At 44.8% G+C, this 14,006-nt stretch carries 12 protein-coding genes and 1 tRNA gene; 8 read left to right on the top strand and 5 right to left on the bottom strand.

All coding sequences use genetic code 11. From position 1 onward, the window contains the following. Positions 1 to 137: 137 nt before the first annotated feature. Positions 138 to 224 (bottom strand) — tRNA-Leu (locus F897_RS05550). 167 nt (positions 225 to 391) lie between these two features. On the opposite strand from F897_RS05550, the gene queA reads away from it, so the two are divergent. From queA to secF, 8 genes are all read left to right on the top strand, one after another. Next, positions 392 to 1,426, top strand: coding sequence for a tRNA preQ1(34) S-adenosylmethionine ribosyltransferase-isomerase QueA (gene queA, locus F897_RS05540; protein ID WP_005233900.1), 1,035 nt, complete (start codon positions 392 to 394; stop codon positions 1,424 to 1,426). A gap of 18 nt (positions 1,427 to 1,444) precedes the next feature. Then, the gene (locus F897_RS05535; protein ID WP_005233899.1) at positions 1,445 to 2,473 is read left to right on the top strand and encodes a hypothetical protein; all 1,029 of its coding nucleotides are present in this window, start codon (positions 1,445 to 1,447) and stop codon (positions 2,471 to 2,473) included. 25 nt (positions 2,474 to 2,498) lie between these two features. Further along, on the top strand, positions 2,499 to 3,068 hold the full coding sequence (locus tag F897_RS05530) for a LemA family protein (protein ID WP_005233898.1): 570 nt from the start codon (positions 2,499 to 2,501) through the stop codon (positions 3,066 to 3,068). A gap of 110 nt (positions 3,069 to 3,178) precedes the next feature. After that, positions 3,179 to 4,033 (top strand): DUF4303 domain-containing protein, encoded by an 855-nt coding sequence (locus tag F897_RS05525; protein WP_005233897.1) that lies wholly within the window; start codon positions 3,179 to 3,181, stop codon positions 4,031 to 4,033. 122 nt (positions 4,034 to 4,155) lie between these two features. Further along, the gene (tgt, locus tag F897_RS05520) at positions 4,156 to 5,286 is read left to right on the top strand and encodes a tRNA guanosine(34) transglycosylase Tgt (protein WP_004783611.1); all 1,131 of its coding nucleotides are present in this window, start codon (positions 4,156 to 4,158) and stop codon (positions 5,284 to 5,286) included. Between the two features lie 100 nt (positions 5,287 to 5,386). After that, positions 5,387 to 5,716, top strand: a complete 330-nt coding sequence (gene yajC / locus F897_RS05515) for a preprotein translocase subunit YajC (protein WP_004783613.1) — start codon at positions 5,387 to 5,389, stop codon at positions 5,714 to 5,716. Between the two features lie 52 nt (positions 5,717 to 5,768). Beyond that, entirely contained in the window at positions 5,769 to 7,667 is a 1,899-nt protein-coding gene (secD, locus tag F897_RS05510; protein ID WP_005233896.1) for a protein translocase subunit SecD, read from the top strand. A 10-nt stretch (positions 7,668 to 7,677) separates the two neighbouring features. After that, the gene (secF, locus tag F897_RS05505; protein ID WP_005233894.1) at positions 7,678 to 8,649 is read left to right on the top strand and encodes a protein translocase subunit SecF; all 972 of its coding nucleotides are present in this window, start codon (positions 7,678 to 7,680) and stop codon (positions 8,647 to 8,649) included. Between the two features lie 60 nt (positions 8,650 to 8,709). Here the strand turns inward: secF and F897_RS05500 are convergent, their stop codons facing one another. The 4 genes from F897_RS05500 to F897_RS05485 form a co-directional block, all read right to left on the bottom strand. Next, complete coding sequence (locus F897_RS05500; protein WP_005233892.1) at positions 8,710 to 9,354, bottom strand: hypothetical protein; 645 nt, start codon at positions 9,352 to 9,354, stop codon at positions 8,710 to 8,712. A 93-nt stretch (positions 9,355 to 9,447) separates the two neighbouring features. After that, the gene (locus F897_RS05495) at positions 9,448 to 11,757 is read right to left on the bottom strand and encodes a RelA/SpoT family protein (protein ID WP_005233890.1); all 2,310 of its coding nucleotides are present in this window, start codon (positions 11,755 to 11,757) and stop codon (positions 9,448 to 9,450) included. Between the two features lie 44 nt (positions 11,758 to 11,801). Beyond that, positions 11,802 to 13,178, bottom strand: coding sequence for a 23S rRNA (uracil(1939)-C(5))-methyltransferase RlmD (gene rlmD, locus F897_RS05490; RefSeq protein ID WP_005233888.1), 1,377 nt, complete (start codon positions 13,176 to 13,178; stop codon positions 11,802 to 11,804). Between the two features lie 6 nt (positions 13,179 to 13,184). Beyond that, the gene (locus F897_RS05485; protein WP_005233886.1) at positions 13,185 to 14,003 is read right to left on the bottom strand and encodes a 3'-5' exonuclease; all 819 of its coding nucleotides are present in this window, start codon (positions 14,001 to 14,003) and stop codon (positions 13,185 to 13,187) included. Between the last annotated feature and the right edge of the window lie 3 nt (positions 14,004 to 14,006).

The following is a 14,006-nucleotide window of genomic DNA, read 5'->3' as shown; positions in this document are numbered from 1 at the left end:
AAGGTACTTATTCTGAGAGATGCCTTACCAAATTAAAGATAAAGAATGCGATCCATCAAAGAAGTTCGCATCCACATGCTTATTTTTAGGCAATAAAAAACCCCAAGACTTAATACGCTTGGGGTTTTTCAAAATCTTGGTCCCGAGGGTCGGACTCGAACCGACACGTCATCTCTGACAGCGGATTTTGAGTCCGCCGCGTCTACCAATTTCACCACCTCGGGAGTGGATGACGGCTATATTACTCTGTTTCAAAAACTTGTCAACGCAGAAAAAACACATTTGCCTAATTTTAAAACAATTCTTATTTTTTTGTTTTATAATCGAGCAATTCCCGCCATAAAAAAGAAAAAAGTTTATACTAGCCGCAGTTTTTTTATCGTAAATTGTCATGCAACTTTCTGATTTTAGTTTCGATCTCCCTGATGAGCTGATTGCTCGCTATCCTCTTGAACAACGTAGTGCTTCTCTCCTGTTACACCTTGATGCACAAGGCCAATATCACGATCACCAGTTCACCGATATTTTGGATTTATTGAATGAAGGCGATTTGCTGGTTCTGAACGATACCAAAGTGATGAAAGCGCGCCTGAAAGGTAAACGTGCCTCTGGTGGTGCAGTTGAATTACTGGTTGAGCGTATGATGGATCAGTTCATTGCGCATTGTCATATCAAGGCCAGCAATACACCCAAAGCCGGTGCAGAATTATTTATTGGTCCAGATGAAGTTAAAGTCACCGTTCAAGGCCGTCATGAAAATCTGTTTATTGTCGAATTTTCTCAGCCGATTTTAGATGTTCTAGACAAATACGGCGCACTGCCAATTCCCCCCTATTTCAATCGTGAAGCAGAAGAAATTGATACGGTTCGATATCAGACTGTCTTTAATGATCCAACTAAACTGGCCAGTGTTGCTGCTCCTACCGCTTCGCTGCATTTCGATGAAGAGTTGCTGAAAAAACTGGAAGAAAAAGGCATTCAGAAAACCTTTGTGACCTTACATGTCGGTGCAGGTACATTCCTGCCGGTTCGTACCAATGATATCGAAAATCACATCATGCACAGCGAATGGTGTCAGGTATCGGATGAATCTATGGAGCTGATCAAAGCCACCAAAGCGCGCGGCAATAAAGTGATTGCTGTGGGGACGACCGCAACCCGTGCGACCGAAAGTGCGGCTCAGGCCAATGGTGGTGAACTAAAAGGCTGGACCGGTGATACTCAAATCTTCATCTATCCGGGTTATGAATTCAAAGTGGTGGATCGTCTAATCACCAACTTCCATTTACCGGAATCTACCCTGCTCATGCTGGTTTCAGCTCTATCTAATCGCGAAAATATCCTGAATGCTTACAAACATGCGGTTGAAAGCAAATACCGCTTCTTCAGTTATGGCGATGCCATGCTAATTGATCAAGCGCAATAATCAGCAGGAACCCTTCCGATGCCGATCGAGTCTGTGCAGCACTCCATTCATATTCGACGCAAGAAAAATGCAGTAGTGTTTCGCAACATCGCCCGGCTCTGGGATCTGGGTCGTCAGGCCAAAAGCCATCAGGAATTATTGGATGGCTTGCATCCATGGAACGGCCCAATTAGCTTAAAATTTGAAAATAATTTACCGCTTGCTCTGGCCGGAATCGGACTCTTTCTGATTGGTTGCATTTTTGTAGCGCCTGCTAATATCTGGATGCAAATCGGTGTTTTCTTTGGATGCCTACTGGTATTCTGGGCTTATATCAACTATGAACATCGAAAGCCACTGGATGAAGTCATTCGCTATCTGGAAGATGAGGCGCTCGCCAAAAAATACCAGCTGGCTTTTCAGAAGCAGCCACAACATATCTCGATTCCACTCAATCCCGTACATTTTATTAACCATTTAAAACGTCTGTTCCCGGTATTTAATCAAGGCTCTCTGAGTAATGAAATTTCACGCTATGCCAGCACTGTCTGGGAAGATGAAGATGGTCAACAACATCAGGTTCTGGTCTTTCAATATCATTATGTGCATGAAGTTCAGGTACGCAATAAGGAAGGTCAACCGGTCAAACTGACCCAGGTACATAAAGACCTTTGGGGGGTATTTGTTTTTGATGTTCAGATTCAGGGGCTAGCCGTGACTGCCTCCAGAAAGAAATTTCATTATCCTTATGCTCATCCTTGGCACAGCAGCGACATTCGCACCAACCAGAAATTAAATTTCTTTGGCAGCGATCCGATGCAAATGGCGAAACTGCTCACACCTGGTTTTGTACTTCGACTGGCGGACTTTTTTGAGCAGCGTCAGGGCGATTTACTGTTTCATCCAGAAAGCCATATGCTCTGCTATCTGGGACCACATGATTTATTTCAGGTATCCAGTAAACACGATAAAATTACCGATATTTCCACATTGCGTGGCCATCTCAGAACGTTTAAATTAATAGAGTTGGAAAAGTTACATACTGATCTGACACAATTTTTAAAATAATTATTTTTTTCTGGGGATTACTTTTATGGGATTTTTTGTTTTTGTCATTATCCCGCTTTTGGTCATTATTGCCATTATCATGATTCGTAACAGCATTGTGCGTCATCATAACTCTACTATTCGTGCATGGTCCGATGTCGCCAGCTATGAGCGGCAAAAACTAAAAATCTTGGATGGTCTGCAACCTCTGGTTGAGCAATATTCCAGTTTTGAAAAAGGAACTTTAGAGAAAGTCACTGAACTGCGCCAGAACATTATGAGCCTGAATATTCAGGATGCCGATATTGCCCAGTTACAACGGGTTGAAAACCTGAATAAAGAACTGATGCACAGCCTGAATGTGGTGATTGAAAACTACCCTGAACTGAAAGCAAATGAAATTTACCTGAAAATGATGAATGAAATTGAAGAACAGAATGAAAATGTCGGTGCTGCAATTACCATCTACAACCGAAATGTTGAACTCTTCAATAATCAGATCCAGATTTTCCCGCATAATATTATCAATAACATGTTTCTCAAAAAGAAAGCAGTACGCCCTTTCCGTGACCAGACCGTGAGTCAGAACTTTGACTATCGTCCAAATTTCCAATGAGAAAAATCATTACATTTTATAGTTTTTGATTTGCAATACATTGGCTTATGATGAAAGAGTGAGAGATAAAGCAATACACTTATAAAACCCAATAAAAAGAATAAAAAATCATGCTGGATTATTTAGAACACTTGCAACAGATGCTGGTCAAGGACTTTTATCAGCTGTATGACCGCTATCAGGATGATGAAATCTATGCCTGTAGTCTGGTCTTTGATAAATTTTTACTGCTGGATGATCTGGCGATTTCCACAGAACGTAGCTTTTTTCAGGACCCTGAAGTTCCACAGCAATATCTGGCCGAGCAGGATCGCTGGAATCTACAAAAATGGCGTTATAAAAGCCACAGCTCTTCACAATCTAAACTCGTGCCTTTTAAAACTTTGCTGGCAGAGTATTTTAAAACCCAGCATAGTTTTGGCCATCCTGTCTTAGCCCAGCAAAAACAGATTCCTGCTACTCACTTGGATTTATTGCTAGAAACCTTTAAACAAGCCAAACGCAAATTATCTGAAGCTTATGGTCTGGATCTAGATTCGATTATTTTTTTCCTCAGCGTTCCGGCCCAACCCGAATGTGAATGCCAATCTGCACTTGAACTCAATTCTGACAGTCGCTTATTGCAGGACTTTTTAGCTTCCAGACAGACCCTGTCTCAATCGACAGTCAATAAGCGTTTAAAACTCTCGCAAAGTGACAAAGACATCTTGATCGACCTGGAACAAATGCTCACGATAGAGCCTTATGACTATTTGCAAGTAGCGCAGGATACCTATTTACTGACGCTGGAATCTTATTTTATCGACAGCAATATCTATATCCAAAAACTGATCCAGCATATTGCTGCCATGGCGGCTGAACCTGACGGCAGCTGTGGCTTGAGCCGGGAAGAAATCATGCAGCGTTTACAGCAGTTTTCTGCAAACTCACCTCTTTCACCTGATCTTTCCTCTATTCATCGATAAATAAAATTACAGAGTGAATTCTCTACAATGCTGGCATTTAAAGTCAGAATCAAGGAAAATAGCGCCCTTTAATTCGCATTAGTAATCAGCGAACTGTTTTTTCGCCTTGATTTGGAACTCTTATGAAGTTTGAAAAATTAGGTCAGTCGGGTCGTGCCCGTCGTGGTCGTTTAACGCTTGAACATGGCGTAGTAGAAACGCCCGTCTTTATGCCAGTTGGTACTTATGGCACTGTCAAAGGCATGTTGCCACGTGATGTTGAAGGCATTAAAGCGCAGATTATCCTCGGTAATACATTCCATTTGTACCTGCGCCCGGGTCTTGAAGTTATCAAGCAGCATGGTGGCTTGCACGGTTTCATGAAATGGGATAAACCGATTCTGACTGACTCAGGCGGTTTCCAGGTCTTCAGTCTGGGTGCAATGCGCAAAATTGAAGAAAAAGGCGTGACCTTCCGCTCACCGATTGATGGTTCAAAAGTTTTCCTTTCACCTGAAATTTCGATGGAAATTCAGCATACGCTGAACTCCGATATCGTGATGATTTTTGATGAATGTACGCCTTATCCAGCGACCCATGAAGAAGCGCAAAAATCTTTGCAGCTGTCTTTACGTTGGGCTGAGCGCTGCAAGAAGCATCATCATGATGAACTCAACAATAAAAATGCCCTATTCGGGATTATTCAGGGCGGGATGTATGAAGACCTGCGCGATGAATCCTTAAAAGGTCTGCTTGAGATTGACTTCGACGGTTATGCGATTGGCGGTCTGTCTGTCGGTGAACCGAAAGAAGAAATGATCAAGGTACTGGATTATCTTCCGAACAAAATGCCGGAAAATAAACCGCGTTACCTGATGGGTGTCGGCAAACCGGAAGATATCGTTGAAGGTATCCGCCGTGGTGTAGACATGTTCGACTGCGTCATGCCAACCCGAAATGCACGTAACGGTCATTATTTCGTGACCGATGGTCTGGTGCGTATCCGTAACAGCCAATATCGTCATGATCAAAGTCCGCTTGATCCACATTGCGACTGCTATACCTGTCAGAACTTTACCCGCGCCTATCTGTTCCATTTAGAGAAATGTGGAGAAATGCTAGGTTCTATGCTCGGTACCATCCATAACCTGCGTTATTACCAGCGTTTTACCGAAGATATCCGCAACGCGCTGGATAACGGAACTTTTGATGAATTTGTTCAGGACTTTTACGCTCGTCGTGGCCTGGAAGTTCCACCTTGTCCACAAGATTAATCTTTCAGCATTTGCGCTGAGGAAAAAGACAGGGTAAATTGCAAGAATATGTCAATTTATTATCAAGTTGATCACCAGTTTTTTATTTTAGGAAAATGAAATGAGCCTATTTATTTCGACTGCTCACGCTGCAGGTGAAGCTGCACAACAACCGAGCTTGATGGCTAACCTTTTGATGATTGCGGTTTTTGTTGCAATCTTCTATTTCTTGATCTGGCGCCCTCAATCAAAACGTGCCAAAGAGCACCGTGCTCTGGTTGACAGCCTTGGCGTAGGCAGCGAAGTCGTTTTTGCAGGCGGCTTAATGGGCAAAATCACTAAAATTGAGGGTGATTTCGCAGTCGTTGAGCTGAGCCGCGGTGTAGAAGTCAAAGTTCAACGTGCGAGTGTGATCTCAGTTCTGCCTGAAGGCACTTTAAATAACATTTAATCAAAATTAGTCGTGCTCCCCGCACGACTTTTTCATTTTAAGAAGAAAACGAATGCGTTACCCAGCATGGAAATATGTGCTGATCCTGGTTGTCCTGGTGGTCAGTACTTTATATGCCCTGCCAAGTTTGTATCCAGATGAACCTGCTGTACAGATTTCGGGTGCCAAAGCCGGTACTCAGATTGACGCAGGCATCGTACAAAAAGCAGAGCAGATTTTAACAACTGAAAATATTGCAACTCACGACAATAGCTTTAGTAATAACGCTGCTTTATTACGTGTAGATTCAAGTGAAGCACAGCTGAAAGCCAAAGAAGCTTTACGCCGTGGTTTAGGTGATGAATACGTCGTAGCACTTAACCTTGCTCCAACCACCCCAGAATGGCTACAGAAAATTGGTGCCAAACCAATGAAACTGGGTCTGGACTTACGTGGTGGTGTTCACTTCCTGCTTGAAGTGGATATGGACAAGGCGATTGCACAGCGCATGGACACCTCTGCAACTGACCTGCGTCGCCAGCTGCGTGATAACAACTTGAAATTCAATAGCCTGAATTTAAGCAACAACACCATTGTTGTGCAGTTTGCCAATAATGATGATCGTGCTGCTGTCATGGATTTCTTGCGCCGTAATGGCAATGAATTCAACCAGCAGGCCGTGGCGACTGAAACCGGTTCGACTTTACGCCTCAACTATACCGATACGCGTAAGCAGGAAATCGAATCTTATGCGGTGAACCAGAACTTAACCACTTTACGTAACCGTATTAACGAGTTAGGTGTGGCTGAAGCACTGGTACAAACCCAGGGCAGCAACCGTATTGTGGTTGAACTTCCGGGTGTACAGGATACCGCAGAAGCAAAACGTGTCTTGGGTCGTACGGCGAACTTGGAATTCCGTCTGGTGTCTGATCTGAATGATCAATACATTGATCCTTATACTGGCCAATTAAGTGGTACAGCTCCAGCAGGGACTCAAGCATTTGCTTATGAATCTCTGGACAGTGGTCGTCAGTTATTGCTGAACCGTAACCGTATTTTGACCGGTGAACGTGTACAAAATGCATCTTCTGGCTTTAGTCAGGATACTGGTGGTGCTGAAGTTAATATTACTTTGGACAGCGCTGGCGGTAAATTGATGGCAGATGCCACACGTAATGCCGTAGGCAAACGTATGGCGGTACTGTTCATCGAGAACAAGCAAAAGATCAGCTACGTAGAAGACCCGGCAACTGGTGCACAAACTGAAGTGCGTACACCATATACTGAATCTGTAGTGATTAACGCTGCAACCATTCAGGCAGTATTGGGTTCTCAATTCCGTATTACCGGTCTGGACTCACCTCAGGAAGCTTCTGAGCTTGCCTTGATGCTACGTGCCGGTGCGCTGGCTGCGCCTATGTATTTCGTTGAAGAACGTGTGATTGGTCCAAGTCTGGGTCAGGAAAATATTGATAAAGGCGTATTGTCGACTCAAATCGGCTTTATTCTGGTAGCAATCTGGATGGTAGTATTCTTCCGCCTATTCGGTGTCATTGCCAACTTCGCACTGGTCGTTAACCTGGCAATGATTCTGACTGTCATGTCATGGATTGGTGCTTCCCTCACCCTGCCGGGTATTGCCGGTATCGTAATTACCATCGGTATGGCGGTCGATGCCAACGTATTGATCTGTGAGCGGATACGGGAAGAAATGAAATGGGGCGCCTCGCCGAAACAGGCAATTGTGGCCGGTTATGATCGGGCCTATAACACTATTTTCGATTCGAACTTAACTACCTTCTTGGTAGCGTTCATTCTGTTCGCAATTGGTACCGGTCCGATCAAAGGCTTTGCTGTCACCCTGATGATTGGTATTGTCTGCTCAATGTTTACGGCGATTACCGTAACCCGTGCGATCGTACAGATCATCTATGGCAAAAAACGTAACTTGAAAAAGTTGAGCATTTAGGAGATCGACGATGACTGAAAATACTCAACTGAATCAGAAACAGTACGGTCGCCCTGAAGATGAACGTATCATTCCGTTTATGAAGATTGCATTGCCTGCAGCAGTGTTCTCTATCATCCTGACGGTTGCCAGCATCTTCTTTATTGCGACCAAAGGCTTGAACCTCGGTCTGGACTTTACCGGTGGTGTATCAGCAGAGCTGAACTATACCAATCCGGTAAAATCGGAAGATGTGACTCAGGCACTCAGCAAAGCTGGCTTTGATGATGCGGTCGTGCAGACCCTGGGCTCGGAACGTGACCTGATGGTACGTATGCCGGTTCAGGAAGATATTGAAGCAGAAGACCTTACCAAAGCCATTACTGCAGCCGTTCAGCTGCCCGGCAATGCAGCTCAGGTGCCTAAGGTCGATGTAGTCGGTGGACAGGTCGGTAACGAGCTGTATGTGCGTTCTGCGGGTGCAGTTGCCCTTGCCCTGTTGCTAATGCTGGTCTATGTCACTATCCGCTTTGAGTTCAAACTGGCGATGGGTGCGGTACTGTCATTGTTCCACGATATCGTGGTGACGATTGGTATCTTTGCCATGATGCAGTGGCCGTTTGACCTTACTGTTTTGGCAGCCGTACTGGCGATCATCGGTTTCTCACTCAACGATAACATCGTGGTTTCTGACCGTATTCGTGAGAACTTCCGTAAGATCCGGGGTGCCGAACCTGTTGAAATTATCAATATTGCCTTGACTGAAACCTTACGCCGTACCATTCATACTTCTATGACTTTATTACTGGTTGTAGTGGCCATGATGATCATGGGCGGTGCTGGCCTGAAATGGTTCTCGATTGCGATGTTTGTAGGTGTCTTTGTCGGTACCTATTCTTCGATCTATATCGGTACAGCCTTCGCCCTGTGGCGCGGTCTGAATCGTCAGGACTTTATTGTTCAGGTGAAACCAGAGTTTGAAGACGAAAATCAGCTTCCATAAGCTGCCCGTTTTCAATTTCACTATTCAGCCCATCTTATGATGGGCTGAATTATTTCTATCTTAAGAAAATTGCTGCGGAGGCACGATGGCAATTACAGGATGGATTTTAGCTACATCAGATTTCTGGAAACTGACCTTGCGGCTTTCATCCAGACTTTGGATCTGATAGCTGTCTTGGCTTTCCGAAATCAGCTCCACAATGAGTTGCAGTCCATTAATTAAATAAAGACAAATCAAGCCAGATGGCTGTAAATCAGCTTGGTCATCACAGACCAACCACCAGCCTGCTTTTAGGCTCGGAAAATAATACTGTCCTGTGACCTGAATGGCATAATGCTGAGGTTCCAATTTCAACCAAGATACAAGATTTTCTGCCGAATCTATAATTTTCATTTTAAAGGCTTGCTGCTCAACAACCTGCATCTGGAACAAAGTCATTTTTACAGGATTCGGTGCTACTTCAATGACAGGTGCTTCAGCACGATCCAATATTAAACTTTCTAAGCCCAGTTGCTGTTCAAGTTCTCGTGCAGCCTTTTCTCCAATCTGGCGCTTACTGTTCAATAGCTGGGTAATATAGGCTGCAGACAGACCAAAATGCTCGCAAATCTCTTTGCCATTTTTAAACTGCTGGCTATCAATCAACTGATCAATCACTTTGGCCAGATTATTTCGTCTCAGTTCAAATATTTCCGTGGCACTCATGTCTATTATTTGCTCTTTTCCCTCTTAACCACACCTTATAACAAAAAAGCCCGCAATTGAATTGCGGGCTTTTATAAGCATGCCTAAAAAGAATCAGTTGCCTTGTACCAGACGGCGTGCACTGATAATTCCCGGCTGCTGTTCAAGACGGGCCAATAGTTTGGAAAGTTGAGCCAGACCTTTGACTTCGATCAACAGCTTCATATTGGCAATACCATCTGCTTCTGAAATGGTATTTACCTGACGGATATTGATCTGATCCGAGAAAATCACCTGAGTCAGATCTTTCAGCAAGCCACGACGGTCATAGGCTTCTACCACGATCTGTACACTTTGGCCACGAGTCGGCTGCATTTCCCAGTCGGCTTCTACTGCACGCTCCGGTTCTTGGCTGATCATACGTACATAATCCGGACAAGCTACCTTATGGATGCTTACACCGCGATTCAAGGTAATATATCCCGCAATCGATTCACCATGCACCGGCTGACAGCACTGGGCTACATGCAGTTCAACGTTATCCAGACCATCAATTAGAATACCATGTGCAGACAAGGTATGGCTGGCACGCGGATTCAAGGCTGGTTTCAGCACCAGTTCAGGCTCATCCTGATCCAGATGCATATGGCGATTGACCTGATTGATCAGAGCATGCAGGCTAATATCACCATTCACCAGACCAATCATAATATCTTCGCCACTCTTCACATTGAAATGGTTGCAATAATCACCCAAGTCGATTGATTTTGGATGAATTGCCAGACGTGCCAATTCTTTATTCAGAATTTCACGACCCACTTCCAGATTCTTACTGCGATCTTGCTGACGGAACCAATGACGTAACTTGTCACGGGCGCGTGCAGTCTTGATATAACCCAGCGAATTGACCAACCAGTCCCGATTTGGTTCACGGTCTTTCTTGGTCAGAATCTCGACCTGTTCCCCGGTTTTCAAGGCATAGGTTAAAGGCACATAGCGCTGGTTGACCCGAGCCGCATAGCATTTGTTGCCGACTTCTGTGTGCACGTGATAGGCAAAGTCGAGTACGGTTGACCCCCGTGGCAACTCTTTAATATCACCATCACGGCTGAACACATAGATTTTTTCGAAGCCTTCAAAATCTTGAATGTGTTCAAAATTTTCAACTTCCTCTTCTTCATCTTTATGCGCACTGGCTTCATTGCGTTCTTGATAATGCTCAATCACTGCACGCAGGGAATGCAGACGATGATTAAAGGAAGTATCGGTATTTTTCGAACCTTCCTTATAGTTGAAGTGCGAGCATACGCCAAGCTCGGCCTCTTCATGCATCGTATAAGTACGAATCTGCACTTCAAGTGACTTGTTTTCCGCAATCACAGCTGTGTGTAAAGAGCGATAACCATTGGCTTTCGGATTAGTAATATAGTCATCAAACTGATGCGGGATATGTCGCCACAATTGATGTACGATCCCGAGCGTGTGATAACACTCAGGCACACTTTTCACCAATACACGCAGTGCACGGATGTCATACAGCTGGTCGAAGCTCAGGCTCTTGCTTTTCATTTTTCGATAGATCGAATAAATGTGCTTCACCCGGCCGTTAATTTCAGCTTCAATGCCGTGTTCTGCCAGCTCTTCACGCAATTTATCAATCACGAACTGAATATATTGTTCGCGTTCCAGACGCTTTTCATTCAGCAAAGAGGCGATTTCTTTATAGCGTTCCGGCGCCAGATAGCGGAAGGCTAGATCTTCGAGTTCCCATTTCAGCTGGGCAATCCCGAGACGATGCGCTAAAGGAGAATAAATGGTGAGAATTTCTCGTGCGACCCGTTCTTGCCGTTCACGTGAAGAATTAGCCAGCTCACGCAGTGCATAGGTACGTTCTGCCAGCTTGATTAACACGACGCGGACATCTTCTGTCACTGAAATCAGCATCTTGTAAATGCCAGATAGGTGCTCACGCTGGTTATTATTGAAGTGGTCTTCCAGGCGTTTATTTTTTTCAATCAGCTCAGACAGCTTACCCATGGACAGCGTGCCTTTGACCAGGCTGTAGACCTGTTCACCGAATTTTTCCTGCACTTCTGCCAGTGGCATGACGCCTTCACGTACTGCGCGGTAAAGCATGGCAGCAGACAAGGTATCTTCATCAACATAGAGATGCGCGAGAATATCCGCCATTTCAATACCGGTATAGAAGGTATTAGAGCGATGTTGAACCGTACTTTGTAGCTCTTTTTCTAAGGTTAAACGGGCAACTTCTTCGAGCTGCTTCAGGGGAGCCCCGTCTAATATGCCACGAACCCGATCTAACCATTCAGTCAGATCCTGCTGGGCTTGTTCGGCATGTTCTACAGTCGCCTCCTGTGACAACTCATTGAGCCGCCCAGGCAGTTGCTCACGTACTGTGACCATACCCTTCTCCTACTTTTAGATACATCATCTCTTTGATCGTTTATTTAATTTTCTTTTTCGAACAAGGCAATCGACTCGACATGTCCGGTATGCGTAAACATATCCATCACACCGGCTTTGGTTAGCTGATAACCTTGTTGTACCAGTAGCCCTGCATCTCTTGCAAGCGTAGCGGGATTACATGACACATAAACGATTCTTTTGGCACCAAACTGAGGGATATAATGCATAACTTCTTCTGCTCCAGCACGTGGCGGGTCGATTAATAATGCATCAAATCCTTGATTTGCCCAAGACTGGTACGAAAAATCTTTGGTTAAATCTTGTGAATAGAACGAAACTTGTGCAATACCATTATGGTTAGCATTTTCTGCACCGCGTTGCACCATTTCCTCACTCCCCTCAACCGCAACCACCCGACCAGATGCACCAACACAACGCGCCAGTGGCAAAGAAAAGTTTCCTAATCCACAAAACAGATCCAGAACGCGTTCGCCTTGCTGTAATTGAAGCAAATCACATGCCAAGCGAACCATCTGCGGATTGATCGTTGAATTGACCTGAGTGAAGTCCAATGGATTAAAACCGAATTCCACATCAAAGTCATCAAGACCATAGTGTAAGCGTGCTGCCTGTTCAGGCTCATCAATCCGCTTCAAATAATCTTGGCCTGCAGGTTGCAAATAAAGCTGCCAACCTTTCTCTAACGTAAATTGGCGCAATCGGTTGACATCTGTTATCGATAATTCTGCGGTTTCACGAATGAGCAACGCAATGTCATGATCACCCATAGCCAATTCTATATGACCAATATCTACCTGACCATCGAGACTTTGGAGCAATTGTTTAAGACGTGTAACCGATCCAAACTCGCGATCCAGAATCATGCAACGGTCAATCGAAGTCAGCTTATTGGACTGGTTCTCACGAAAACCGACCACTAGCTTGTCTTTTTGAGGCAGATAACGCACCCCAATCCGGGCTTTACGACGGTAATCTTCACGTTGTGAACGTAGCGGTGACAGCCATTCTTCAGGCTGGATCCCGGCAAAATGCTGCAAATGTGATTTCAGAACATTCCGCTTAAGTTCAATCTGCGCATCGGGATGGATATGCTGCATATTACAGCCACCGCATACGCCAAAATGTGGACACACAGGTTTGACCCTGATCTCGGAAGCCTCACCGATTAACTCAAGGCTATCAGCCTCTTCCAGTTTTTTGACTTCACGGGTAATGCGGGCACGAACGGTTTCACCCGGCAAGGCATAACGGATAAAGACTTTCTTGCCATGCTTTTCAAGCGGATGGTCTGGATGTGAACCATAGTGAGCGATGCCACGTCCTTCATGTGAGAGTGATTCAACCTGAAAAATATACTCGGATTGCGGTGCTGGACGTGGTTGTGCTCGACGTTTCATGAAAACCTAGGATGTGGAGATGGGAAAATCAAAACGGGTAAATTCAGTTCTTTGTGAGGTTTCACGCCAGACTGATAAAAAATCTGCATGTTGCGGCTGGGTATGCAGGTATTGAATCGTACTCTGCACCAGATGCTGATAATCAGGCAACATCAATTGACCCTTTAGCAACAGCCAGCGAATATAGACCAACCAAGTATTGAGCACATCACCTTCGCAATAGCTGGTGATTGCGTTCCATTGCTGGTTACGTACATATTCAGACACATGATAGCCACCATCACCACGTTTGCCTGGATAACCCAATAAATGAGCAACATCATCCAGTTTCTGAAAATGACGGGCATGAAACATGGCCATAACATCCATCAAATCGACGTGACGTTGATGGTAACGATTCTGGTAGTTATTATAACGCTTTTGCGTATCAATTTCGCCCTGATCGAACAGACTTGGCGCAGATAAGCCATGATACATGGCCCGATAAAGAATAACCGGCAGGTCAAATTGTGAGCCATTCCAACTGACTAGCGTCGGATGACGCTTGTCAAAAATGGATAAGAATTTTTTTAAAATCTCTGCTTCGCTGTACTGTTCACGGCTGAAAGAAAACAGGCGCATGCCCTGTTCATCCATCCATAAACCGGAAATACAGACAATCTCATGCAGCGGCAGACGCTGAAAGTCCGAGCCTGATTCCTGACGGCGTAATTTGGTCAGGGCCTGATCCAGATCAGCCTCGGGCAGATCCAGAGCAAACAGATGCGCGCCTGATTTAAGATCGGTTTGGGTTTCAATATCGAAAGTTAAAACAGGCAGGCGCATAAA

Origin of the sequence: Acinetobacter variabilis (genome assembly GCF_000369625.1) — a bacterium.
GTDB lineage: Bacteria > Pseudomonadota > Gammaproteobacteria > Pseudomonadales > Moraxellaceae > Acinetobacter > Acinetobacter variabilis.
Note: the sequence above shows the minus strand (reverse complement) of the source record. Positions and strands in the feature narration are given on the sequence as shown.